The organism is Bacillus cereus group sp. BfR-BA-01380, from assembly GCF_022663535.1.
Taxonomy (GTDB): domain Bacteria; phylum Bacillota; class Bacilli; order Bacillales; family Bacillaceae_G; genus Bacillus_A; species Bacillus_A cereus_BB.
In genome coordinates this window covers 38,816-63,630 of record NZ_JAKUFS010000028.1, presented here as the reverse complement: position 1 = coordinate 63,630, position 24,815 = coordinate 38,816, and the positions used below count along the sequence as shown (strand labels likewise).

Below are 24,815 nucleotides of genomic sequence, written 5' to 3'. Positions count from 1 at the left end.
TGATGGCAGAGAGGTCACACCCGTTCCCATACCGAACACGGAAGTTAAGCTCTCTAGCGCCGATGGTAGTTGGGACTTTGTCCCTGTGAGAGTAGGACGTTGCCAGGCAAAAACCTAAGTCAATTGACTTAGGTTTTTTTGTGTATATTTTTTTTCATGATGTATTTCCAAATTCCTTTTAAAGCCGGCCCCCACTAAATCTCACTGCCTATCCAATTTTGAATTGTGTTTAAATGTAATATTTCCTATTTATATAGTGAATGGTTATATTAAATAATTATAAATTTTTTTAGGTTAGACTGCATATATTCTCGCTTTTCTTCTTCAATTCCCTTTCTTTTCTGCATATTTTTTCGGTTCTTCTTTTTATTATAACTAAAACACGAACGTTATAATGAACTGAATAAAAAACATTCGATTATTTGTTGACATGTTTAAATAACACCTGTTAATATAACTTTAGAAACAATATTATATCGTACCTCATATAATCGCGGGGATATGGCCTGCAAGTCTCTACCTAACGACCGTTAATTGTTGGACTATGAGGGGAAGTCACTCGGTATTTTTCTATTCACATGGGATACGCATGCCTGAGTAGAGCACTTTCTCTCATAGTAAAAGGGGAAATGTTCTATATCAGGCTTTTTTTATTTGAATCGGGGGGATTCTAATATGAAACCACTAGTTGGAATCATTATGGGAAGCACGTCAGACTGGGAAACAATGAAGTATGCTTGTGAAATATTAGAAGAATTAAATATTCCGTATGAGAAGAAAGTTGTATCCGCTCATCGGACTCCAGATTATATGTTTGAATATGCAGAAACAGCTCGTGAACGTGGATTAAAAGTTATTATCGCTGGGGCAGGCGGAGCCGCTCATTTACCTGGAATGGTTGCTGCAAAAACAAATATTCCAGTAATCGGTGTTCCTGTTCAGTCGAAAGCGTTAAACGGTTTAGATTCATTACTATCTATTGTTCAAATGCCAGGAGGTGTACCAGTTGCGACTGTCGCAATTGGGAAAGCCGGAGCTACCAATGCAGGTTTACTTGCCGCACAAATGCTAGGATCATTTCATGATGATATATATGATGCATTAGAACTAAGACGAGAAGCAATTGGAAAAAATGTGCGAGAAGGTAGTGAACTGCTGTGATAAAAACGATTTTACCTGGACAAATGATTGGTATTATTGGCGGAGGACAGCTTGGCAGAATGATGGCGATTGCTGCAAAAGAAATGGGATATAAAATTGCAGTATTAGATCCAGCAAAGTCCACGCCGTGTGCACAAGTTGCCGACGTTGAAATTGTGGCACCGTACGATGATTTGAAAGCGATTCAGTATTTAGCAGAGATAAGCGATGTTGTAACATATGAATTTGAGAATATTGATTATAACTGCCTACAATGGCTTGAAAAGCATGCGTATTTACCGCAGGGCAGTCAGTTATTATATACAACACAAAACCGTTATACAGAAAAAAATGCAATTGTGAAAGCGGGTTTACCAGTAGCGCCTTACAGACTCGTTCAGAAGCAAGAAGACCTTTTAGAAGCAGTTGCTGAATTTTCCTTTCCTTGCGTGTTAAAGACAACAACAGGAGGATATGATGGGAAAGGGCAAGTTGTACTACAAAGTGAAGCTGATGTTGCGAAAGCGATGGAACTTGTTAATCAAGCTGAATGCATTTTAGAGAAGTGGGTTTTATTTGAAAAAGAAATTTCCGTCATTGTTACACGTAGTGTAAATGGTGAAACGAAAGTATTCCCAGTAGCCGAAAATATTCATGTGAATAACATTTTACACGAATCAATTGTACCGGCTCGTATTCCATTTGCGTTATCAGAAAAAGGCATTCAATATGCAGAAAGATTAGCGGATGAATTAAAACTGGTGGGAACACTAGCGGTAGAGATGTTTGCTACAGCAAATGGTGACATTTATATCAATGAGTTAGCACCAAGACCGCACAATTCTGGACACTATACAATTGATGCTTGTGAAATCAGTCAATTCGGGCAACATATTCGAGCAATCTGTAATTTACCTCTTGGAGAAACAATTTTGTTAAAACCAGTTGTCATGGTAAACATTTTAGGCGAACATATAGAAGGAGTCCTAAAGCAAGTGAATAGATTAACCGGGTGTTACTTGCATTTATATGGTAAAGAAGAAGCAAAACCGCAGCGTAAAATGGGGCACGTTAACATTTTAAATGATAAGATTGACGTTGCTTTAGAAAAAGCGCGCACATTGCATATTTGGGACCATCAAGAACAACTGTTGGAGGGAAAAAGATGATTAGTCGTTATACACGCCCTGAAATGGGTGCGATTTGGACGGAAGAAAACAAATTTAAAGCATGGTTAGAAGTTGAGATTTTAGCTTGTGAAGCATGGGCTGAGCTTGGCGATATTCCGAAAGAAGATGTGAAAAAGCTTCGTGAACATGCATCTTTCGATATTGATCGTATTTATGAAATTGAACAAGAAACGCGTCATGATGTGGTAGCATTTACGCGTGCAGTATCTGAAACACCAACACTCGGTGAAGAGCGTAAATGGGTACATTACGGTTTAACATCTACAGACGTAGTAGATACAGCTTTATCTTATATCTTAAAACAAGCAAATGAAATTCTACTAAACGACTTAGAAAATTTCATTACTATTTTAGCTAACAAAGCAAAAGAACATAAATACACAATTATGATGGGAAGAACGCACGGTGTTCATGCAGAACCAACAACATTTGGTTTAAAACTTGGTCTTTGGTATGAAGAAATGAAACGTAACTTAGAACGTTTTAAACAAGCAGCTGATACAGTTCGCGTTGGTAAATTGTCTGGTGCAGTTGGTACATTCGCGAACATTAATCCATTCGTAGAAAAATATGTTTGTGAAAATTTAGGATTAGAAGCAGCACCGATTTCAACACAAACGCTGCAACGTGATCGTCATGCACATTACATGTCAACACTTGCATTAATCGCAACATCAATCGAGAAAATGGCAGTTGAAATTCGCGGTTTACAAAAAAGTGAAACACGTGAAGTAGAAGAAGCCTTTGCGAAAGGACAAAAAGGTTCGTCTGCAATGCCACATAAACGTAATCCGATTGGGTCTGAAAATATGACTGGTTTGGCTCGTGTTATCCGTGGTTACATGATGACTGCTTACGAGAATGTTCCATTATGGCATGAGCGTGATATTTCACATTCATCTGCGGAACGTATTATTTTACCAGATGCAACGATTGCATTAAATTACATGTTAAATCGCTTTGGTAATATCGTGAAAAACTTAACGGTATTTCCAGAAAACATGAAACGCAATATGACACGAACATATGGTTTAATTTACTCTCAGCGCGTAATGCTTACGTTGATCGACAAAGGTATGGTACGTGAAGAAGCTTATGATATCGTACAGCCTAAAGCGATGGAAGCATGGGAAACACAAGTACAATTTAAAGAGCTTGTAGAAGCTGATGAGCGTATTACAAGCAAATTAACACAAGAAGAAATCAATGAATGTTTCAACTATGAACATCACTTACAACATGTTGATACAATTTTTGAACGTCTTGGATTGAACTAAGCTGATAATTTTATATGGCACAGAATAGTTTCATTCTGTGCCATTCTTTATAAATATACTATTCACATTTTTCAAACTACAGGGGGCTTGCGAAATGCAAAAGCTGGAATTGCTGTATGAAGGTAAAGCAAAAAGAATTTATCGTACAGAAGCAGCAGATATGGTTTGGGTAGAGTACAAAGATAGTGCTACTGCTTTCAATGGGGAGAAAAAAGCGACGATTACAGGAAAAGGTCGTCTGAACAACGAGATTACAACTCTTTTATTCAGAAAGTTACAAGAAGTAGGAATTAAAACACACTTTGTTGAGAAAGTATCAGAAACAGAACAAATTGTAAAAAAAGTAAGCATCATTCCACTAGAAGTTGTCACAAGAAATGTGATTGCGGGTAGTCTTTCAAAACGATTAGGAATGGAAGAAGGCACTGTACTTACAGCACCAATCGTTGAATTTTACTACAAAGATGATGATTTAGGAGATCCTCTTGTAACAGAAGATCATATTCGTGTGTTAAACGTTGCAACGCCAGAGCAAGTAAGTATATTACGAGAAAAAGCTCTACAAATCAATCAAGTATTGATTGAGCATTTCGCAAGCTGTCGTGTAAGATTAGTAGATTTTAAATTAGAGTTCGGTGTAACAGAAGAGGGAGAAATTTTATTAGCGGACGAGATTTCGCCAGATACATGCCGTTTATGGGATGAAACGAGCAATGAAAAATTTGATAAAGATGTATTTCGCCGCGATCTTGGTAACTTAACAGATGCTTATGAAGAGATTTTAAAACGATTAGGGGGAGCTTCACATGTATAAAGTAAAGGTATATGTCACGTTAAGAGAAAGTGTATTAGATCCACAAGGAACAGCAGTAAAAGGAGCACTTCATAGTCTTTCGTTCACAGAAGTACAAGATGTTCGTATTGGTAAATATATGGAATTAACAATTGGTAAATCAGTTATGGATATTGATGCGATGGTAAAAGAAATGTGCGAAAAATTATTAACGAACGTAGTGATTGAAGATTATCGCTATGAAGTTGAGGAGGTTGTCGCGCAGTGAAATTTGCCGTAATCGTTTTTCCAGGTTCGAACTGTGACGTAGATATGTTTCATGCAATTAAAGATGAGCTTGGCCAAGATGTAGACTACGTTTGGCATAGTGAAGAAAACTTAGATAAGTACGATGCAATTTTACTACCAGGTGGTTTCTCTTACGGAGATTATCTTCGCTGCGGAGCTATTTCCCGTTTTGCAAACGCAATGAAAGGTGTACAAAAAGCAGCTGAGGCAGGAAAACCAATCTTAGGTGTATGTAACGGATTTCAAATTTTAGTAGAGTCTGGTCTGCTGCCTGGTGCGTTAATTCGCAATAAAAACTTAAAGTTTATGTGCCGTACTGTTCAGCTTCGTGTTGAAAATAATACAACAATGTTTACAGCGCAATATGAGAAAGATGAAGTGATCGATATTCCGATCGCTCATGGTGAAGGAAACTACTACTGTGATGAAGCAACATTGAAACAGTTAGAAGAAAATAATCAAATTGTCTTCCGTTATGTAGAGAATCCAAACGGAAGCGTTTCAGATATTGCAGGGATTGTAAATGAGCAAGGAAATGTACTTGGTATGATGCCGCATCCAGAGCGTGCTGTTGATGAATTGCTTGGAGGAGCGGATGGTCTAAAAGTATTTCAATCTATTTTGAAACATTGGAGGGAAACATATGTCGTTACTGCTTGAACCAAATCCAACTCAAATTAAAGAAGAACGCATTTATACGGAAATGGGATTAACAGACGAAGAGTTTGCCATGGTTGAAAAGACTTTAGGCCGTCTGCCAAATTATACAGAAACAGGATTGTTCTCTGTTATGTGGTCAGAGCATTGTAGCTATAAAAACTCAAAGCCAGTTCTTCGTAAGTTCCCAACGACTGGTGAACGTGTACTGCAAGGTCCTGGTGAAGGCGCTGGAATCGTAGATATCGGTGATAATCAAGCGGTAGTATTTAAGATGGAGAGTCATAACCATCCATCTGCAATTGAACCGTATCAAGGTGCAGCGACAGGGGTTGGTGGTATTATCCGTGATGTGTTTTCTATGGGAGCACGTCCAATTGCTATGTTAAATTCACTTCGCTTCGGTGAGCTACAATCACCACGCGTAAAATATTTATTTGAAGAAGTTGTAGCGGGTATTGCGGGATACGGTAACTGCATCGGGATTCCAACTGTTGGCGGAGAAGTACAGTTCGATCCATGTTATGAAGGAAATCCGCTTGTAAACGCAATGTGTGTTGGGTTAATTAACCATGAAGATATTAAAAAAGGGCAAGCGCACGGTGCTGGTAATACAGTAATGTATGTTGGAGCAGCAACAGGTCGTGACGGTATTCACGGTGCAACATTTGCGTCAGAAGAGCTATCTGAGGATTCCGATGCAAAGCGCCCAGCGGTGCAAGTAGGCGATCCATTTATGGAGAAGCTTTTAATTGAAGCTTGCTTAGAATTAATCAAATCTGATGCACTTGTCGGTATTCAAGATATGGGTGCGGCAGGCTTAACATCATCTTCTGCAGAGATGGCAAGTAAAGCAGGCATGGGTATTGAGATGTATTTAGATGATGTACCGCAGCGTGAAACAGGCATGACGCCGTACGAGATGATGCTTTCTGAATCACAGGAGCGTATGTTAATAGTCGTGAAAAAAGGTAGAGAACAAGAGATTGTAGAGCTATTTGAAAAATATGGCCTTGCAGCAGTGGTAATGGGGAAAGTAACAGAAGATAAAATGCTTCGTTTATTCCATAAAGGAGAAATGGTTGCGGAAGTGCCAGCTGATGCATTAGCAGAAGAAGCACCTGTTTATCATAAGCCTTCAAAAGAAGCAGCGTATTTTATAGAGTTCCAACAAATGAAGATGGAAATACCAAAAGTGGAGAATCATAAAGAAACATTACTATCTTTATTACAACAACCAACGATTGCAAGTAAAGAGTGGGTATATGATCAATATGATTACCAAGTACGCACAAGCACAGTGGTTACACCAGGGTCTGATGCAGCGGTTGTTCGTGTCCGCGGAACAAATAAAGCATTAGCAATGACAACAGATTGTAACTCTCGCTACATTTATTTAGACCCAGAAATGGGCGGGAAAATTGCTGTAGCAGAAGCAGCTCGTAATATTGTATGTTCTGGCGGTGAGCCGCTTGCAATTACAGATTGCTTAAACTTTGGCAACCCAGAAAAGCCAGAAATCTTCTGGCAAATTGAGAAGTCAGTAGATGGTATGAGCGAAGCATGCCGCACGTTACATACACCTGTTATTGGTGGAAACGTATCAATGTACAATGAACGCAGCGGTGAAGCAGTATACCCAACACCAACTGTTGGTATGGTTGGTCTTGTGCATGATGTAAAGCATGTAACAACGCAAGAGTTTAAGCAAGCTGGTGATCTCGTTTATGTAATCGGTGAAACGAAAGCGGAGTTTGGCGGTAGTGAATTGCAAAAGATGGTGCACGGAAAAATTTTCGGTCAGGCGCCAAGCATCGATTTAGAAGTAGAAGGAAAACGTCAAAAGCAATTATTAGCAGCGATTCAAGAAGGACTTGTACAATCAGCGCATGACGTTGCAGAAGGCGGATTAGCAGTTGCTTTCGCAGAAAGTGCAATGGGAGCAAACGGATTAGGCGCAGATGTGAAGTTAGCTGGAGAAGCGACAGCGATATTATTTGCAGAATCACAATCTCGCTTTGTTGTTACCGTAAAACGCGAGCAAAAAGAAGCGTTTGAAAATATGGTAGACGCACTTTGTGTTGGGGAAGTAACAAATGCAAACCAATTAACAATTCGTAATGAAGAAAATGAAGTATTGCTTACAACAGATGTTGATGAAATGAGAACGGCTTGGAAAGGGGCTATTCCATGCTTAATGAAATAAAGGGGCTAAATGAAGAATGCGGCGTTTTCGGAATTTGGGGGCATGAAAATGCTGCACAAGTTACGTATTATGGGTTGCATAGCTTGCAGCACCGTGGTCAAGAAGGCGCTGGCATTGTTGTAAATGATGGGGAGAAAATCATTGGTCATAGAGGGCTTGGTTTAATATCAGAGGTGTTTTCGCGCGGTGAGTTAGATGGTTTAAATGGAAAATCAGCGATCGGGCATGTTCGTTATGCAACAGCAGGCGGCGCTGAAGTTGCGAATGTTCAACCACTGTTATTTCGCTTTTCGGACCATAGCATGGCATTAGCTCATAATGGGAATTTAATTAACGCAAAAATGCTTCGTCGTGAATTAGAGGCAGAGGGAAGTATTTTTCAAACAAGTTCGGATACAGAAGTATTGCTTCATTTAATTAAACGAAATACAAAAGGTACATTAATTGAAAGTGTAAAAGACGCATTAAACAAAGTAAAAGGTGCTTTTGCCTATTTATTATTAACAGGAAATGAAATGATTGTTGCATTAGATCCAAATGGTTTCCGTCCGCTTTCGATTGGAAAGATGGGAGATGCATATGTTGTAGCATCTGAAACATGTGCCTTTGATGTAGTTGGGGCAACATACATTCGTGATGTAGAGCCTGGAGAATTGCTCATCATTAATGATGAAGGGATTCACGTAGATCGTTTTACAAATGATGTAGAACATGCCATTTGTAGCATGGAGTACATTTACTTTGCACGCCCTGATTCAAACATTGCTGGCGTTAACGTCCATGCAGCACGTAAAAATATGGGGAAATTGTTAGCAAAAGAAGCTAAGGTTGAAGCAGATGTTGTAACAGGTGTACCTGATTCTAGTATTTCAGCGGCAATCGGCTATGCAGAAGCAACTGGAATTCCTTATGAGTTAGGTTTAATTAAAAATCGTTATGTTGGACGTACATTTATTCAACCTTCTCAGGAATTACGTGAACAAGGGGTAAAAATGAAACTTTCAGCAGTACGAGGTGTTGTTGAAGGAAAACGTGTTGTGATGATTGATGATTCTATCGTGCGCGGTACAACAAGCAAGCGAATTGTTCGTATGCTTCGCGAGGCTGGGGCAACAGAAGTGCATGTAAGAATTGCTTCGCCGCCTCTTAAATATCCGTGCTTCTATGGAATTGACATTCAAACAAGAAAAGAATTAATTGCAGCAAATCATTCAATAGAAGAAATCCGTGAAATCATTGGAGCAGACTCGTTAACATTTTTAAGTGAAGAAGGTCTAATTGATGCAATTGGCCGCCCGTATGAAGGGAAATATGGCGGTTTATGTATGGCTTATTTTAATGGGGATTATCCCACGGCTCTTTATGATTATGAGCAGGAGCTTTTAGCAAGTATGAAATAAGGCACAAGATATATATAAGTTAAAAAACGACATAAAAACCCTTTTCTTTTTAGGGAGGGGCGAGAGCATCTGGCCGTGCATAGAAGCGGTCAGGGCCTTTTCCTACCACATGCAAGGTTTAAAACAAAGGGAGCAAGCAAGTGTAAGTCATTTTTTGTCTGCACAGCAGCGACCTATATGTCGAAAAATTAAAATAGATTTATATAGAGCACGATAAGAAAGCATGGCAGCTTCTACTATATGCTGTGTAGAAGCTCGCTTTTTCCTAAAGTTACGGCCCAGTAGACGGGAGAAATTCTTTCAGTATAAAAAGACGAGGTGTATAGAAACGATGGCGAATGCATATAAGCAAGCAGGAGTAGATATTGAAGCTGGATATGAAGCGGTATCTCGCATGAAAAAACACGTGCAAACAACGATGAGAAAAGAAGTGCTAGGTGGGTTAGGTGGCTTTGGAGGAATGTTTGATCTTTCAAAATTCGCATTAGAAGAGCCAGTATTAGTATCTGGAACAGATGGTGTAGGAACAAAATTAATGCTCGCTTTCATGATGGACAAACATGACACAATTGGCATCGATGCAGTTGCAATGTGTGTAAATGACATTGTTGTTCAAGGGGCAGAGCCGCTCTTTTTCCTTGATTATATTGCTTGCGGTAAAGCAGAACCTAGTAAAATTGAAGACATCGTCAAAGGAATTGCAGAAGGATGCCGTCAGGCTGGTTGTTCATTAATTGGCGGGGAAACAGCTGAAATGCCAGGGATGTATTCTGAGGAAGAATACGATTTAGCTGGTTTTACAGTTGGTATTGTTGATAAAAAGAAAATTGTTACAGGAAAATCTATTGAAGAGAATCAAGTATTAATTGGACTTGCTTCTAGCGGAATTCATAGTAATGGTTATTCTCTTGTACGTAAAGTGTTATTAGAGGATGGGCAACTTTCACTTGATCGTATTTATGGTCGTTTAGAACTACCACTTGGTGAAGAATTATTAAAACCAACGAAAATTTATGTCAAACCTATTTTAGAACTATTGAAGAAATATAACGTAACTGGCATGGCTCATATTACTGGCGGCGGATTTATTGAAAATATTCCACGTATGTTGCCAGAAGGTATCGGAGCACAAATTGAACTTGGTTCTTGGACAGTTCATCCAATCTTTGATTTACTGCAAGAAGTTGGTCAATTAAAGAAAGAAGAAATGTTCAATATTTTTAACATGGGTATTGGTATGGTAGTAGCGGTCAAAGAAGAAGATGCAGAAGGTGCTATGAAGCTTCTCGAAGAACAAGGGGAAGCAGCTCGAATCATCGGACGCACTGTGAAAGGTTCAGGTGTTACATTTGCTGGAGGAGCAGCACTATGAGCCGATTAGCAATTTTTGCTTCCGGAAGCGGTTCTAATTTCCAGGCGCTTGTGGATGCAGTAGAAGCTGGAAGATTAGATGCACAGCTTAGTTTGCTTGTATGCGATCAGCCAGGCGCACGTGTTGTAGAGCGCGCAAATAACCATCATGTTCCTTGCTTTTCCTTTTCGGCGAAAGCGTATGAATCAAAGGAAGCATTCGAACAAGAAATAGTAAAGAAATTGCAAGAATACGAGATTGATTGGATTATTCTAGCGGGGTATATGCGTTTAATTGGTCCGACATTGCTAACTGCTTATGAAGGGAGAATCGTTAACATTCATCCTTCACTATTGCCAAACTTTCCTGGAAAAGATGCAATTGGACAAGCAATTGAAGCTGGTGTAAAAGTAACAGGTGTAACAATCCATTACGTTGATGCAGGAATGGACACAGGACCAATTATCGCACAAGAAGCAGTAGCAGTTTCTGAAAATGATACACGAGAAAGTTTACAAAAGAAAATTCAACTTGTCGAACATAGATTGTACGTAGATACGGTGAAATCTTTATTACATTCTGAAGTGAAGTTATAAGAGCAGCAATTTAATACAACTAGGGGTGGAGAATAAATGAAAAAGCGTGCATTAGTAAGTGTTTCAAATAAAGCTGGAGTTGTAGAATTTGTAAGAGGATTACTTGAGCAAGGGATTGAAGTGATTTCAACAGGCGGAACGAAAAAGTTACTAGAAGAAGACGGCTTACAAGTAATTGGGATTTCTGAAGTAACAGGTTTTCCAGAGATTATGGACGGTCGTGTGAAAACATTACATCCAAGCATTCATGGTGGACTTCTTGCTGTACGTGATAACGAAATGCATATGTCCCAAATGAATGAACTTGGTATTCAGCCGATTGATTTTGTTGTTGTAAACTTATATCCATTTAAAGAAACAATTGCACAGCCAGATGTAACATTTGCTGATGCAATTGAAAATATTGATATCGGCGGCCCAACGATGATTCGTTCTGCTGCGAAAAACCATGAGTTTGTAACAGTTATTGTTGATCCAGCAGACTACGATGTTGTATTAGGGGAATTAAAGGAAAGCGGAGAAGTTTCAAAAGATACAAAACGTAAATTAGCAGCAAAAGTATTCCGTCATACAGCGGCATATGATGCATTAATTTCAAGCTATTTAACAGAACAAACAGGAGAAGAAAGCCCTGAAACGTTAACTGTTACGTTTGAGAAAAAACAAGATTTACGTTACGGCGAAAACCCACATCAAAAAGCAACGTTCTATAAGGCACCGTTTGCAGCAACTTCTTCTGTTGCATATGCAGAACAATTACATGGTAAAGAATTATCTTATAATAACATCAATGACGCAGATGCAGCGCTTAGCATCGTGAAAGAATTTACAGAACCAGCAGTTGTAGCAGTAAAACATATGAACCCGTGCGGCGTTGGTGTTGGAGCTGATATTCATGAAGCATATGCACGTGCTTATGAAGCAGATCCAGTATCAATTTTTGGCGGCATTATTGCAGCAAACCGTGAAATTGACAAAGAAACGGCAGAAAAGCTGCATGAAATTTTCTTAGAAATCATTATTGCACCTTCTTTCTCGCAGGAAGCTTTAGAAGTCTTACAAAGTAAGAAAAACTTACGTTTGTTAACTGTTGATATTGCTAAAGTTAGGGCAGCTAGTAAGAAGTTAACTTCTATCCAAGGTGGTTTACTTGTACAAGAAGAGGATACATTAGCGTTAGAAGATGCGACAATCACAATTCCAACGAAGCGTGAACCAACAGAGCAAGAATGGAATGATTTAAAATTAGCTTGGAAAGTTGTAAAACACGTAAAATCTAATGCAATTGTTTTAGCGAAGGATAATATGACAATTGGTGTAGGTGCAGGGCAAATGAACCGCGTTGGCTCAGCGAAAATTGCTATTACACAAGCGGGTGAGAAAGCACAAGGTAGCGCACTTGCATCTGATGCATACTTCCCAATGCCAGATACAGTAGAAGAAGCGGCTAAAGCCGGCATTACAGCAATCATTCAACCAGGTGGATCCATTCGCGATGAAGATTCCATTCAAAAAGCAGACGAGTACGGCATTGCGATGGTGTTCACTGGCGTACGTCATTTCAAACATTAATAATTACATGAAGTTTTATCGGCGTAAATTCAAATATATCGACCGTTTCTCATGATATATCGATGGAAATTGAAATATATCGGCGTTTCGACATGGAATATCGACTTATCTACAAAATACGACACGGAAAATAGGAGCAAGCCTATTTTCCGTTTTAAATAGTGGAGGATGAAATATGAATGTTTTAGTAATCGGCCGCGGTGGACGTGAGCACGCGTTAGCATGGAAATTCGCAGGGTCGGAGCAAGTAGAAACTGTATATGTAGCACCGGGAAATGAAGGAATGAAAGACGTAGCAACGCCTGTAGCGATCGATGAAAATGATTTTGATGCGCTTATTGCTTTTGCGAAAGAAAATAACATTGGTTTAACGTTTGTTGGTCCGGAAATTCCGCTTATGAATGGGATTGTTGACCGTTTTGAAGAAGCAGGTCTTCGCGTTTTTGGTCCGAACAAAGCAGCTGCTGTTATTGAGGGAAGTAAAGCTTTTACGAAAGAGCTTATGAAAAAGTATGATATTCCAACAGCGGCATATGAGACATTTACAAACTATGAAGAAGCGGTAGCATACATTGAAAAAGTCGGAGCACCAATCGTTATTAAAGCAGACGGCTTAGCAGCTGGTAAAGGTGTAACAGTTGCCATGACGTTAGAAGAAGCATTGCAAGCTGTAAAAGAAATGCTGCAAGACGTAAAGTTTGGAGAAGCTAGTAAAAAGGTTGTTATTGAAGAATTTTTAGATGGACAAGAGTTTTCGCTTATGGCATTTGTCAACGGAACAACTGTATACTCAATGGTAATTGCACAAGATCATAAACGTGCTTTTGATGGTGATAAGGGGCCGAATACAGGTGGAATGGGTGCCTATTCTCCGGTACCACAAATCCCAAAATCAGCAGTAGAACAAGCGATTGAAACCATTCTACATCCAACAGCAGAGGCAATGATACGAGAAGGGCGTTCCTTTACAGGCATTTTATATGCAGGGCTTATTTTAACAAGTGAAGGGCCGAAAGTAATTGAATTTAATGCCCGCTTTGGCGATCCAGAAACAGAAGTGATTTTACCTCGTTTAGAGAGCGATTTAGTTGATGTATGTAACCATGTATTAGATGGAAAAGAGCTTTCTTTAGAGTGGTCTGAAGAGGCAGTAATCGGTGTTGTACTAGCCTCAAAAGGATATCCAGAAAGCTATGAAAAAGGCGCAGTCATTACAGGTTTAGAAACGTTAGAAGATGTAATTGTATTTCATGCCGGAACAGATGTGAAAGATGGGGAATTTGTAACGAATGGCGGTCGTGTGTTGTTTGTTGCTTGTAAGGCGAAAGATTTACAAGAGGCGAAAGATAAAGTATACGCAGAAATTGAAAAGATTGAAAGTGATGGATTGTTTTACCGAACAGATATTGGATACCGTGCAATTATGCATGTAAATAATTAAGAGCTAGCTTTAAGCTAGCTCTCTTCTTTTTTTATCTTACCTTTTTGTTTTGCCATCTCGCGAAGTAAATATTCAATATGAGCATTTACACTTCGAAATTCGTCGTTTGCCCATTTTTCAATAACTGCGTACAATTCGGGATCGATTCGTAGTGGAAAGCTTTTCTTTTTGGCCATGATTACCGACAACCTTTAGTAAAGACTTCCTGTATTAATAACTGGTTGCGCTCCTTTTTCTGAAACAATCGCAACTAGTAAGTTATTGACCATATTTGCTTTTCTTTCGTCATCTAACTCAAGTACACCTTCTTCATCCAGCTTTTGAATCGAGTCTTTCGCCATTTGTACGGCACCTTCGACAATTTCTTTTCTTGCAGCTAATACTGCTTTTGCTTGTTGACGTTGAAGCATTGCATGGGCAATTTCTGTTGCATAAGCTAAGTGCGTTAAACGAGTTTCGATTACTTCTACTCCCGCAATTTCTAAACGTGCTTCTAATTCGCGTTTTAACTCTTCGGAAATTTCTTCCGAGTTTCCACGCAGTGTAATGGTGTTTTCATCTTGGAAATTATCATATGCATATTTCGTTGCTACGTGGCGAATTGCTGTTTCGCTTTGAATTTCCACGAAGGCATCATAATGTTCTACGCCAAAGATCGCTTTTGCGGAATCAACGACTTTGTATACAACAACAGCTGCGATTTCAATTGGATTCCCCTCTACATCATTTACTTTTAACTTTTTACTATTAAAGTTTTCCACGCGTAGTGAAACGGTTTGGCGAAATGAAAATGGAATTGTTAAAAATAGGCCATTTTCACGAATGGTTCCTAAATAGTTACCGAAAAATGTAATTACTTTTGCTTGGTTTGGCTGAACAGTGCCAATACTACTTACAAGGATTGCTGCTAATAAAAAAGAGGGAATGCCAATTGCAAATAATTCATTAATAAGACTGAATATACCAACCCCAATTAAAACTAGAACTGCAAGTAGTCCTAAAAATCCATTTACATGAAATACTTGTTTTTCTTTCATGATCTCGCCTCCTTTTGATATAAAAATGATATCACTTTTATATCAAAGATGACAATAGGTGTATGTTATAATTTTTCGAAAAAATAAAAATTCCACAAATAGAACATTAGTTCTTGTTTGTGGTAAAATAAAAGAAAACTTAGCCGCCCACTGTAGCGGCTAAGTTTTCTTAAGAGCATCTTGCATTTTGACAAATGATTCAAAGCGGTTTGGACATAAGAGCCTTTTCAAGTGCAGACTCAATTTCCTTATCAGAAGCATCATAACTCCCAGTACTTGTTTTCTCGTCAGTATGAGAAGTATGATGTGCTTCTTGTTTATTAGATTGTCCATTCTTCATAAAATCCATGCCAGGTATTTTTACATCAGGGATGTTCAAATATTTACTGAGTTTGCATGCTTCGACAATCGGACAGAAACGAACGATGCCTTCTGCGATTCTCATTGCCCCGACCCAAAGCATAATTTTTGACCAAGTACACCATGGTTTTCTTACAAGCTTTGCAGTGCTACAGCTAAGTAAAACAAAACCAAGTGTAATACGAATAAGGGCATTCAATGTGCCGATGTTTTGCTTGAACAAGAAACTCACTCCTTTTTCATCAGCTTTGAAATAGATGTATCCCGTTATTTGTGGGCAGTAAACCCGTCACTGATGGAAGGTTCACCTTATCTATCTCAAGAATTATTGTTTGTGACTAGCTTCGCCTATATACAATCCAACATTTGACGTAGAAAAAGATGTTGCGCGGAACGTGTGTCAGCACATTATTTTTTGTTATAATGAAAGAATGTGTAAAGACGATTAGAGAAAAGAAAGGGTGTTTTCATGTACGATATTTCACAGTGGAAACATGTATTTAAGCTTGATCCGAATAAGGAGTTAAGTGATGAGCATTTAGAGCTTATTTGTGAATCAGGAACTGACGCTGTTATTGTTGGCGGAAGCGACGGAATTACAATTGATAATGTATTGCATATGCTAGTAAGCATTCGTAGATACGCGGTTCCTTGTGTATTAGAAGTTTCCACGCTGGATTCTATTACACCAGGCTTCGACTTTTATTACATCCCAAGTGTGTTAAACAGCCAAAAGGTAGAATGGGTAACAGGCCTTCATCATGCGGCATTGAAAGAATTTGGGGACATTATGAACTGGGATGAAATTTTCATGCAAGGATATTGTGTATTAAATCCAGAAGCGAAAGTAGCAAAGTTAACGGAGGCAAATTGTGAACTATCAGAAGACGATGTGATTGCATATGCACGTATGGCTGATAAACTTCTTCATTTACCAATTTTTTACTTAGAATACAGCGGCACATATGGAGATGTGGACCTCGTAAGAAAAGTGAAAGCTGAGCTGCAGAGTGCAACATTATATTACGGCGGTGGAATTGCAAGTGCAGACCAAGCGAAGGAAATGGCACAGTATGCGGATACAGTCGCCGTTGGAAATTTAATTTATGAAGATATAAATAAAGCTTTAGCGACAGTAAAAGCTGTAAAAGGAGAGTAGGTGACCGAATACATGAGTATAGCAGAAAATTTATTAACAGGATTAAATCCGCAGCAACAAAAAGCTGTACAAACAACGTCTGGGCCATTGCTACTTATGGCGGGAGCTGGGAGTGGTAAGACGCGTGTGTTAACACACCGTATTGCCTATTTACTTGGCGAAAAAGGTGTTGCACCTTGGAATGTACTTGCTATTACGTTTACAAATAAAGCAGCGCGTGAAATGCGTGAGCGTATTGATAAGCTTGTTGGTCCTGAAGCAGAGGACATTTGGATTTCAACATTCCACTCTATGTGTGTGCGCATTTTACGACGTGATATTGATCGCATTGGGATTAATCGTAACTTTACGATTTTAGATGCAAGTGACCAATTAACAGTTGTGAAAAAAATTATGAAAGAGCGCAATATTGATCCGAAGAAATTTGAACCGCGTTCTGTTCTTGCGGCAATTAGCAATGCGAAAAATGAATTGTTATCTCCAGAAAAATATGCGAAAAAAATCTCAATTGCAGATCCATACGAAAAGCTGACGAGTGATGTATATACAGAATATCAAAAGCGTCTCCTTAAAAATAATGCACTTGATTTTGATGATTTAATTATGACGACTATTCAATTATTTGAACGGATACCAGAAGTACTGGAGTTTTATCAACGTAAATTCCAATATATTCACGTTGATGAGTATCAAGACACAAACCGTGCTCAGTATATTCTTGTTAATCAATTGGCAGCGCGTTTTAAAAATATTTGTGTAGTTGGTGACTCTGATCAATCGATTTATCGCTGGCGCGGAGCTGATATTGCTAATATCTTGTCATTTGAAAAAGATTATGACAACGCACAGGTTATTTTATTAGAACAAAACTATCGTTCAACAAAAAATATTTTACATGCGGCGAATGCGGTTATTGAAAATAATACAAGTCGTAAACCGAAGAAGTTATGGACGGATAATCAAGTAGGGAGTAAAATTTCTTATTACCGCGCTGCAACTGAAAAAGATGAGGCATATTTTATTGCGAAAAAGATTCGTGATGAAATTCAAATGGGAAATCGAAAATACACAGATTTTGCAGTACTATATCGTACGAATGCCCAGTCCCGTATGGTCGAGGAGATTTTCCTGAAATCTAATATTCCATACAAAATTGTTGGCGGTATTAAGTTCTATGACCGTAAAGAGATTAAAGATATGTTGGCGTATTTACGCTTAATTGCAAATCCGGATGATGAAATTAGCTTTGCGCGTATTATTAATGTGCCAAAACGTGGTGTTGGAGCGACATCTATTGATAAGATTATTAATTATGGCGTGCAAAATGGTCTTTCATTGACAGCTGTATTAGATGAAATTGAGCATGTAGGTGTAAGTGCAAAAATTGCGAAGACAGTAGCAGAATTTGCGAAGCAGCTTCATAATTGGGTAAACATGCAAGAATATTTATCGGTAACAGAACTTGTAGAAGAAGTGTTAGAAAAAACAGGGTACCGTGATGCGCTGAAGAATGAACGTACATTAGAATCAGAGGGACGTTTAGAAAACTTAGATGAGTTCTTATCTGTTACACAAACGTTTGAATCACAGAGTGAAGATAAGAGTCTTGTTGCGTTCTTAACCGATTTAGCACTTGTTGCTGATATTGACCGTGTAGATGAAGATCCAACTGCTGGTGAAGAAGTCATTTTAATGACAATGCACTCTGCAAAAGGATTAGAATTCCCTGTCGTTTTCATTTTAGGGTTAGAAGAAGGGATTTTCCCGCATACACGTTCTTTAATGGAAGAAGATGAAATGCAAGAAGAACGCCGCTTAGCATACGTTGGGATTACACGTGCCGAAGAAGAACTGTACGTAACGAATGCCCAAATGCGAACAATATTTGGTAGAACAAGTATGAATAAAGAATCACGTTTCATCTCTGAAATTCCTGAGGATCTCATTGAAACGCTTCATGAAGTAAAACCAAAGCGTGAAACTTTTGGCGCAAAGTCTAAACCTACAACTACAACAACAGTTCGTTCCCGTTCAGCTTTTGTACGGCCAGCTGCGAAAACAACAGGCGGTGAGCAAATTGGCTGGTCAGTTGGTGATAAAGCATCACATCAAAAATGGGGGATTGGCACTGTTGTAAGTGTGAAAGGTGAAGGAGATGCGAAAGAATTAGACATCGCGTTCCCAAGTCCAATTGGCATTAAACGGTTATTGGCTAAGTTTGCGCCAGTGACGAAAGTGTAAGAAAGGAATGAGGTCATGTCGAAAGAAGCAGCACAAAAGCGTATTGAAGAGCTTCGTGACATTTTAAATCAGTTTAATTATGAGTATCACGTGCTAGATCAGCCATCTGTATCAGATGCAGAGTATGATTGTCATATGCAAGAGTTAATCAAATTGGAAACAGAGCACCCGGAATTTTTTAAAGAAGATTCTCCGACCGTTCGTGTTGGCGGAGAGGTTCTTGATATTTTTGAGAAAGTAACACATAAATCGCCGATGTTAAGTTTAGGAAATGCTTTTAATGAAGGTGATTTACGTGATTTTGATCGCAAGGTACATCAAGGAATTGACGGTCAAAATGTAAGATATGTGTGCGAATTAAAAATTGACGGACTGGCGGTTTCCCTTCATTATGAAAAAGGGCGCTTCATTCAAGGAGCAACTCGTGGCGACGGTATAACAGGTGAGGATATTACGCAAAATTTAAAAACGATTAAAGCGATTCCTCTGCGTTTAACAGAAGAAATGACGCTAGAAGCGCGCGGAGAAGCATACATGCCGAAACGTTCATTTGTGAAATTAAATGAAGAAAAAGAACAGAACGGAGAGGCAGTCTTTGCGAATCCACGAAATGCAGCTGCGGGTTCATTGCGTCAATTAGATCCAAAAATTGCGGCAAAGCGCAATTTATCTTTATTTGTATATGGGCTTACTGATTTAGAAGGAAAGATGATTACATCGCATAGTGAATCGTTAAACCTTTTAGGAGAACTTGGGTTTAAAACAAACCCGAATCGCCGAGTTTGCGAAACAATTGATGAGGTCATTCAATACGTGCAAGAGTGGCAAGAAAAACGTCCGCATCTTGATTATGAAATTGATGGCATCGTTATTAAAGTAGACGATGTATCACTTCAAGAAAGCTTAGGAACAACAGCAAAAAGTCCAAGATGGGCCATTGCATATAAATTCCCAGCTGAAGAAGTTGTTACAAAACTGACGGGTATTGAACTAAGCGTTGGACGTACAGGTGTCGTAACCCCAACTGCTGAGTTAGAACCAGTACGCGTGGCAGGAACGATTGTCCGCCGTGCTTCCTTACACAACGAAGATTTAATTCGTGAAAAAGATATTCGCATTGGCGACTATGTTGTTGTAAAGAAAGCTGGAGACATCATTCCTGAAGTTGTAAATGTTATTGTAGATCGCCGCACGGGTGAAGAAGAAGAGTTTTATATGCCAACGCATTGTCCGGCGTGTGAGAGTGAACTCGTTCGATTAGAAGAAGAGGTTGCGCTTCGCTGTATTAATCCAGCATGTCCGGCGCAAATTCGAGAAGGATTAATTCACTTTGTATCACGTAATGCGATGAATATTGACGGATTAGGCGAACGGGTAATTACGCAGTTATTTGATGCGGATTATATTCGTACATTTGCAGATCTTTATACATTAACGAAAGAACAGTTATTACAACTAGAACGTTTTGGAGAAAAATCTGCTTCAAATCTAGTACAAGCGATTGAAGCTTCAAAAGACAATTCATTAGAGCGATTATTATTCGGTCTTGGGATTCGCCACGTTGGAGCAAAAGCTGCTCGTACATTGGCGGAACATTATGAAACGATGGATTACATCGTTAACGCTACAGAAGAAGAGCTGACAACTATTAATGAGATTGGCGAAAAAATGGCGCAATCGATCGTTACGTATTTTGATAATGAAGATGTACAAGAGTTGTTACAGCAGTTTAAGTCATATGGCGTAAATATGACTTATAAAGGGATAAAACGAGCAGATTTAGAAAACATTGAGTCTTATTTTGCAGGAAAAACAGTTGTGCTAACAGGAAAGCTAGAAGTGATGGGACGAAGTGAAGCGAAAAAGAAAATTGAAGCGCTTGGCGGAAAAGTCACAGGCAGTGTGAGCAAAAGTACAGACTTAGTCGTTGCAGGAGAAGCTGCTGGCTCTAAGTTAGCACAAGCACAAAAACATAACGTTGAGATTTGGGATGAAGCGAGGTTCTTACAAGAGCTCAATAATTAAGAGGTGCAAAGTTACCATGAAAAAAGTTATATTAGCAGCGTTAAGCCTTGGATTACTTCTTAGTGGATGTAGTATGGGGCCAAAAAAAGAGGAAAAAATCGTAGGAAAATCAGGGAATTCAAAAGAGAAATCAATTATTTCGAAATACTCGATTTCCGATGATTATTATAAAACGGCAGTTCCATTTGAAAAAGGATCGGCAAGAGGGTTAGCTGTACAAGGATTAAATAGCCGTTTAGATGTTGACGAATTCGAAACAGGATTAATGCGCATTGCGAAAGATTCATTTAGTACGAAAGATTATATATTTCAAGGTGGAAAGTATTTAGATAAAGATACGATACAAGCATTAATCGGGAGAAAACGTTCATCCGAGGCGCAAAGTAATTTAGAAAAAGCGTTGAAGAAGAGGCTGCCGAATGGTTTAAATCCAGAACTGCCACCAGGAGAACCGGAAACATTAGAAGCGAGAAATGAAAAGAGTCCAATGTATTTATCTCAAATTTTAGAACAGGATTACTTGAAAATAAAAGATGAGAACCAAGCAGAGTTAGGTGGAGTTGTTATCGGTCTTGCGATGAATTCTGTTCATTATTATGCAGAACAACATGGTTATCCGCGTGAACAAAAAATTGATGATAAAACATTGCTAGAAGAAGGAAAAAAAATGGCGCAAGAAATCCTACCACTTCTGCGCAAGAAAGATGAATTGAAAAATATTCCAATTACTTTTGCGATCTACAGACAGGAAGCTAAATCTTCACTTGTACCAGGCTCCTTTTTATCGTATTCAATAGTTGATAAGGGTAGCGATAAAGTAGACGATTGGAAAGCACTAGACGAAAAGTATTATTTATTCCCTTCTAATGAAGCAGAAAAAGATTATCGTGACGATGCAACAAATGTAAAGAACTTCAATGCGAAAATAGCACAGTATTTTACGGGTGATTATACTGCAGTTGTGGGCAGAGGGTTTTATAAAGACGGTCAATTAAAAGAATTGAAGCTGGAGATTCCAGTTCAGTTTAGTGGAAAGGCAGAGGTCATTGGATTTACACAATATGTAACTGGGGCTGTTATGGATTTCCCCAATTATATTAAAGTGCAAGTTACAATTAAATCTGTAGAACGTCCAGAAGCAATCATTATTCGTGACGTGAAACAAGATAAGCCGTTTGTTCAAGTGTTAGAGTAAGAAAAGTCGTTCCTTTTATGAGGAACGGCTTTTTTTGTATTATACAGAGTTTTCGGAGTGCACATGGCAGGAAAAGGCCTTAATCGCTTCTATGCGTGGCCAGATGTTCTTGGCCATCTAAAAAGAAAGGGGGTTTTGTATCGTTTTTTTATTAACAATATTAAAAATTTTGTTATAATTTTTAATGTTGTTAATAAAAAGGGGATCGAGGGAAAGTACAGATGGAAGATTTAAGTTTGCAAGTCATTATACTACTCATTGCTTTCGGGTTTTTAGCATCATTTATCGACTCTGTTGTTGGAGGTGGCGGTTTAATTTCGCTTCCGGCACTTATGTTTGTAGGTTTACCTCCAGCTTCGGCAATCGCAACAAATAAATTGGCGGCAACAATGGGTTCATTTACGAGTACAATGTATTTTATTCGTTCTAAAAAAGTAGATTTTCGTATTGTAGGAAAACTCATTCCGTTCACAATTGTTGGGGCAATTGCAGGTGCATTTGTTGTCAAATTCATTCCACCGGCTGTGTTGCGTCCTCTTATATTAGTTTTACTTGTATTGATTGCTATTTATATTATTGTAAAAAAAGATTGGGGTAGTGTATCTACGTATAAAAAAATGACGAAGGGAAAAACATTTTTATTCTATTTAGTCATTTTGATTATTGGATTTTATGATGGTTTTTTTGGGCCAGGTACAGGTTCATTTTTAATTTTTGCATTTTTATTAATTGGTTTGGATTTTATCCGTGCGGCTGCTGCTGGTCGGATTTTAAATTTTGTTAGCAATATTGTATCGCTGATTACATTTTTATTTTTAGGAGCAATTCAATTTAAATACGGTTTAATTATGGGTTTATCAATGGTTGCAGGTGCATATTTCGGTTCGAGATTTGCTGTTCAAAAGGGTGTAGGGTATATACGGATTTTGTTTTTGGTAGTAACAATTTTATTGATTGGTAAAAATTTCTGGGAATACATTCATATTTCATAACATGATGCATATGCATCATGTTGTTTTTTTATTTATTATATTTAAAAAATTTTTTAATTTTAAAAATATAAGTCTAAGAATATTTGAACAAATCGGAATTATCGTGTAGAATAATATTGTATTTATGTAAACGTTTTTTTCTAAGGGGAGGCTAAAATAATGGTGGTAGCATACAAACATGAGCCATTTACAGATTTTACAGTAGAGGCAAATAAAGTTGCATTTGAAGAAGGTTTAAAGAAAGTAGAATCTTATCTTGGACAAGACTATCCATTAATTATTGGGGGAGAAAAGATCACTACAGACGATAAAATCGTTTCTGTAAACCCTGCAAATAAAGAAGAAGTCGTTGGCCGCGTTTCAAAAGCAAGTCGTGAATTAGCAGAGAAAGCAATGCAAGTAGCGGATGAAACATTCCAAACTTGGAGAAAAACGAAACCAGAAATGCGCGCAGACATTTTATTCCGCGCAGCTGCAATCGTTCGCCGCAGAAAACATGAGTTTTCCGCAATTCTTGTAAAAGAAGCAGGTAAGCCATGGAATGAGGCAGATGCTGATACAGCAGAAGCAATTGACTTCATGGAGTATTATGGTCGTCAAATGTTAAAATTAAAAGATGGCATTTCAGTAGAAAGCCGTCCAATTGAATATAATCGTTTTTCTTACATTCCATTAGGAGTAGGTGTTATCATTTCTCCTTGGAACTTCCCATTTGCTATTATGGCAGGTATGACAACAGCTGCATTGGTGTCTGGTAACACTGTATTATTAAAACCAGCTAGTACAACACCTGTAGTAGCAGCGAAGTTTATGGAAGTATTAGAAGAAGCTGGCTTACCAGCTGGCGTAGTAAACTTCATTCCTGGTAACGGCTCTGAAGTTGGTGACTACTTAGTAGATCATCCTCGTACACGCTTCATCAGCTTCACTGGATCACGTGATGTTGGTATTCGTATTTACGAACGCGCAGCAAAAGTAAATCCAGGACAAATTTGGTTAAAACGTGTTATCGCTGAAATGGGCGGTAAAGATACAATCGTTGTTGATAAAGAAGCAGATCTTGAATTAGCAGCAAAATCTATTGTTGCATCTGCATTTGGATTCTCAGGACAAAAATGTTCTGCATGTTCTCGCGCAGTAATCCATGAAGATGTATACGATCACGTATTAAACCGTGCAATTGAATTAACAAATGAATTAACAGTAGGAAACCCAGCTGAAAAAGGCATAAACATGGGACCTGTTAACGACCAAGCTGCATTTGATAAAGTAATGAGCTACGTTGCGATTGGTAAAGAAGAAGGTAAACTTGTAGTGGGCGGTGAAGGTGATGATTCTCAAGGTTGGTTCATCAAACCAACAATCATTGCTGACGTTGCAGAAGATGCTCGTCTTATGAAAGAAGAAATCTTCGGACCAGTTGTAGCATTCTGCAAAGCAAAAGACTTTGATCATGCACTTGCAATTGCGAACAATACAGAATACGGTTTAACAGGAGCTGTTGTTTCTAATAACCGTGAACATATTGAAAAAGCACGTGAAGACTTCCACGTTGGTAACTTATACTTCAACCGTGGATGTACTGGTGCAATCGTAGGTTACCAACCATTTGGTGGCTTTAACATGTCTGGTACAGACTCTAAAGCAGGTGGCCCTGACTACTTAGCACTTCACATGCAAGCAAAAACTACTTCTGAAACTCTATAAGAAGTATAGAAGAGACCTTCTCGTAACCGAGAAGGTCTTTAATTATTAAATATAAATACAAAATGAAAGGATTACATAAAAAACCTTTTCTTTTTAGGGGAGGGAGAGAGCGTCTGGCCGTGCATAGGAGCGGTCAGTGCCTTTTCCTGCCACATGCTAAGTTTTAAACAAAAGGAGCAGGCCAGTAG

At 38.6% G+C, this 24,815-nt stretch carries 21 protein-coding genes, 1 rRNA gene and 1 riboswitch; of the genes, 19 read left to right on the top strand and 3 right to left on the bottom strand.

Annotated elements, in window-relative coordinates:
• The 13 genes from rrf to purD all read left to right on the top strand — a co-directional run.
• Positions 1–108, top strand: a 5S ribosomal RNA gene (gene rrf / locus MR076_RS21075); the annotation flags it as partial.
• Between the two features lie 355 nt (positions 109–463).
• Positions 464–565: riboswitch (purine riboswitch) on the top strand.
• A 110-nt stretch (positions 566–675) separates the two neighbouring features.
• Positions 676–1,161: a 5-(carboxyamino)imidazole ribonucleotide mutase gene (gene purE / locus MR076_RS21070; protein ID WP_242223935.1), complete on the top strand. Its 486-nt coding sequence runs from the start codon at positions 676–678 to the stop codon at positions 1,159–1,161.
• Positions 1,158–2,309 (top strand): 5-(carboxyamino)imidazole ribonucleotide synthase, encoded by a 1,152-nt coding sequence (purK, locus tag MR076_RS21065; RefSeq protein WP_242223934.1) that lies wholly within the window; start codon positions 1,158–1,160, stop codon positions 2,307–2,309. The genes purE and purK overlap by 4 nt, the downstream gene beginning before the upstream one ends.
• Complete coding sequence (gene purB / locus MR076_RS21060) at positions 2,306–3,607, top strand: adenylosuccinate lyase (RefSeq protein WP_242223933.1); 1,302 nt, start codon at positions 2,306–2,308, stop codon at positions 3,605–3,607. Before purK ends, purB begins: the two co-directional genes overlap by 4 nt.
• Before the next feature lie 94 nt (positions 3,608–3,701).
• Positions 3,702–4,421, top strand: a complete 720-nt coding sequence (purC, locus tag MR076_RS21055) for a phosphoribosylaminoimidazolesuccinocarboxamide synthase (RefSeq protein ID WP_242223932.1) — start codon at positions 3,702–3,704, stop codon at positions 4,419–4,421.
• Complete coding sequence (gene purS, locus MR076_RS21050; RefSeq protein WP_242223931.1) at positions 4,414–4,668, top strand: phosphoribosylformylglycinamidine synthase subunit PurS; 255 nt, start codon at positions 4,414–4,416, stop codon at positions 4,666–4,668. The genes purC and purS overlap by 8 nt, the downstream gene beginning before the upstream one ends.
• Positions 4,665–5,348, top strand: coding sequence for a phosphoribosylformylglycinamidine synthase subunit PurQ (gene purQ / locus MR076_RS21045; protein WP_242223930.1), 684 nt, complete (start codon positions 4,665–4,667; stop codon positions 5,346–5,348). Before purS ends, purQ begins: the two co-directional genes overlap by 4 nt.
• Entirely contained in the window at positions 5,332–7,551 is a 2,220-nt protein-coding gene (gene purL / locus MR076_RS21040) for a phosphoribosylformylglycinamidine synthase subunit PurL (RefSeq protein ID WP_242223929.1), read from the top strand. Before purQ ends, purL begins: the two co-directional genes overlap by 17 nt.
• Complete coding sequence (gene purF, locus MR076_RS21035) at positions 7,536–8,951, top strand: amidophosphoribosyltransferase (RefSeq protein WP_242223928.1); 1,416 nt, start codon at positions 7,536–7,538, stop codon at positions 8,949–8,951. Before purL ends, purF begins: the two co-directional genes overlap by 16 nt.
• 331 nt (positions 8,952–9,282) lie before the next feature.
• Entirely contained in the window at positions 9,283–10,323 is a 1,041-nt protein-coding gene (gene purM / locus MR076_RS21030) for a phosphoribosylformylglycinamidine cyclo-ligase (RefSeq protein WP_242223927.1), read from the top strand.
• Positions 10,320–10,898, top strand: coding sequence for a phosphoribosylglycinamide formyltransferase (purN, locus tag MR076_RS21025; protein WP_242223926.1), 579 nt, complete (start codon positions 10,320–10,322; stop codon positions 10,896–10,898). The genes purM and purN overlap by 4 nt, the downstream gene beginning before the upstream one ends.
• A gap of 36 nt (positions 10,899–10,934) precedes the next feature.
• Entirely contained in the window at positions 10,935–12,470 is a 1,536-nt protein-coding gene (purH, locus tag MR076_RS21020; protein WP_242223925.1) for a bifunctional phosphoribosylaminoimidazolecarboxamide formyltransferase/IMP cyclohydrolase, read from the top strand.
• 175 nt (positions 12,471–12,645) lie between these two features.
• Entirely contained in the window at positions 12,646–13,911 is a 1,266-nt protein-coding gene (gene purD / locus MR076_RS21015; protein WP_242223924.1) for a phosphoribosylamine--glycine ligase, read from the top strand.
• A gap of 14 nt (positions 13,912–13,925) precedes the next feature.
• Here the strand turns inward: purD and MR076_RS21010 are convergent, their stop codons facing one another.
• The 3 genes from MR076_RS21010 to MR076_RS21000 all read right to left on the bottom strand — a co-directional run bounded on the left by MR076_RS21010 (position 13,926) and on the right by MR076_RS21000 (position 15,531).
• On the bottom strand, positions 13,926–14,087 hold the full coding sequence (locus MR076_RS21010) for a type II toxin-antitoxin system antitoxin (RefSeq protein ID WP_242223923.1): 162 nt from the start codon (positions 14,085–14,087) through the stop codon (positions 13,926–13,928).
• A 15-nt stretch (positions 14,088–14,102) separates the two neighbouring features.
• Entirely contained in the window at positions 14,103–14,948 is an 846-nt protein-coding gene (locus tag MR076_RS21005; protein WP_242223922.1) for an SPFH domain-containing protein, read from the bottom strand.
• 199 nt (positions 14,949–15,147) lie between these two features.
• A complete protein-coding gene (locus tag MR076_RS21000) occupies positions 15,148–15,531 on the bottom strand; it encodes a YgaP family membrane protein (RefSeq protein WP_242223919.1) in 384 nt (127 codons plus the stop codon).
• Between the two features lie 246 nt (positions 15,532–15,777).
• Between MR076_RS21000 and pcrB the strand changes: the two genes are divergently transcribed.
• The 6 genes from pcrB to pruA all read left to right on the top strand — a co-directional run bounded on the left by pcrB (position 15,778) and on the right by pruA (position 24,627).
• Entirely contained in the window at positions 15,778–16,467 is a 690-nt protein-coding gene (gene pcrB, locus MR076_RS20995) for a heptaprenylglyceryl phosphate synthase (protein ID WP_242223917.1), read from the top strand.
• Entirely contained in the window at positions 16,468–18,708 is a 2,241-nt protein-coding gene (gene pcrA / locus MR076_RS20990; protein WP_242223915.1) for a DNA helicase PcrA, read from the top strand.
• Between the two features lie 15 nt (positions 18,709–18,723).
• Positions 18,724–20,733, top strand: a complete 2,010-nt coding sequence (gene ligA / locus MR076_RS20985; RefSeq protein WP_242223913.1) for an NAD-dependent DNA ligase LigA — start codon at positions 18,724–18,726, stop codon at positions 20,731–20,733.
• A 16-nt stretch (positions 20,734–20,749) separates the two neighbouring features.
• Positions 20,750–21,928 carry a CamS family sex pheromone protein gene (locus MR076_RS20980; RefSeq protein ID WP_242223911.1) on the top strand — a complete coding sequence of 393 codons (1,179 nt, stop codon included), beginning with the start codon at positions 20,750–20,752 and terminating at the stop codon, positions 21,926–21,928.
• Between the two features lie 221 nt (positions 21,929–22,149).
• Positions 22,150–22,920, top strand: a complete 771-nt coding sequence (locus MR076_RS20975; protein ID WP_242223902.1) for a TSUP family transporter — start codon at positions 22,150–22,152, stop codon at positions 22,918–22,920.
• Between the two features lie 159 nt (positions 22,921–23,079).
• Entirely contained in the window at positions 23,080–24,627 is a 1,548-nt protein-coding gene (gene pruA, locus MR076_RS20970; protein WP_242223901.1) for an L-glutamate gamma-semialdehyde dehydrogenase, read from the top strand.
• Positions 24,628–24,815: the final 188 nt, after the last annotated feature.